2 protein-coding genes are annotated in these 1,153 nt (G+C 58.3%); one reads left to right on the top strand and one right to left on the bottom strand.

The window, feature by feature from the left end; genetic code table 11:
• Positions 1-274: 274 nt before the first annotated feature.
• Positions 275-478: a cold-shock protein gene (locus QCE48_RS31595; protein WP_087633708.1), complete on the bottom strand. Its 204-nt coding sequence runs from the start codon at positions 476-478 to the stop codon at positions 275-277.
• A 189-nt stretch (positions 479-667) separates the two neighbouring features.
• Between QCE48_RS31595 and QCE48_RS31590 the strand changes: the two genes are divergently transcribed.
• Complete coding sequence (locus QCE48_RS31590; RefSeq protein ID WP_309788774.1) at positions 668-979, top strand: hypothetical protein; 312 nt, start codon at positions 668-670, stop codon at positions 977-979.
• Positions 980-1,153: the final 174 nt, after the last annotated feature.

Genomic DNA, 1,153 nt, shown 5'->3' with positions numbered 1-1,153 from the left:
AAGCGCCAGCCGGCCGATCGTCGTGCAGCCAAATACTGCCGTCCACTGCACCAGCACGCGCTTCGGGAACCAAGTCAACACTAGCTGCAATTGAGTGCCAGAAGTGTGCAAAGCTTTTGCCCGTCATGGCGACCGAATCTGCTCGATCAACTTATCGTCGTACTTGCAGTAGACGGCCAGCTCACCCGACAGATGGCCGCTGAGCGTCGAAAAGCCGCCTATCGAGCGGCAGAATGACGATGACTGGCATCGAGGCGCTTCGGTGCAAGATCGCTTATGCCGGCTTGATGTTCGACGCCTGTTTCCCTTTCGGGCCCATCTTTTCGTCGAAGGTCACCTTCTGCCCTTCCGCGAGCGACTTGAAGCCGTTTGATTGAATCTCTGAAAAGTGTGCGAAGAGATCATCTCCACCAGCGTCCGGCGTAATGAAGCCAAAGCCTTTCGCGTCGTTGAACCACTTGACCGTACCTGTTGCCATTTGTCGTAAGACCCTAAAGGTGAAAGTGGCGCCGCCCAGCGGGCGCCAGACGCTATTTTGACCAGCTGAAATCGCCGTGGCAATGGGGGGAAGATGGACAACGGCGGATACTTGACATCTGCCACCCGCCGGTAGGCTCAGGGAACGAGCCAAGCATCCCTGTTTGGCCGAACTTCGGAAGTCCAACGAATGGCATTCACCATCGACGCCTCAAGCATCGTCTTCAAACAAACGGGCCGTGGCATCAACGCCACCGCGGTAATCCTCGCCGACGGCGGCAAGCGCGTCGGCAAGATCCACGATGTAGCCGAGAAAATCGTCGCTGACGTCAAATTTGTGGGCGCGGACGCGCGAGCTGCATTCGCTGCGGAGGCTCGACGCCTTCATCCCGTTGTTCTCGGGCGCGCGGATCACGGTGACGATATTTTCATCTCCGAGTACGCCCGCGTTCTGCTCGCTGACGCCGAGAAACTCTTGTTGGCAGAGGTATCCGGCAACTAGGGCTCGTCGCGTGATGCATCGCCCTATTCTCCGGCGCAGCAGCGCCCCTGCCCTATCATGCTGCCGCTGACAGGTGCATCGGCTGCGCTGTGACACCGAGCGTCAGCACATATGCTAGAAACGTCACTCTCGAAGACATTTACCCGAACCAATGCCCGCGCGGAATCCGACTCA

Origin of the sequence: Caballeronia sp. LZ024 (assembly GCF_031451455.1) — a bacterium.
Classification (GTDB): domain Bacteria; phylum Pseudomonadota; class Gammaproteobacteria; order Burkholderiales; family Burkholderiaceae; genus Caballeronia; species Caballeronia telluris.
Note: the sequence above shows the minus strand (reverse complement) of the source record. Positions and strands in the feature narration are given on the sequence as shown.

Coding starts and splice junctions, on each gene's coding strand:
- QCE48_RS31595 (WP_087633708.1), bottom strand. CDS start 478: ATGGCAACAGGTACGGTCAAGTGGTTCAACGACGCGAAAGGCTTTGGC.
- QCE48_RS31590 (WP_309788774.1), top strand. CDS start 668: ATGGCATTCACCATCGACGCCTCAAGCATCGTCTTCAAACAAACGGGC.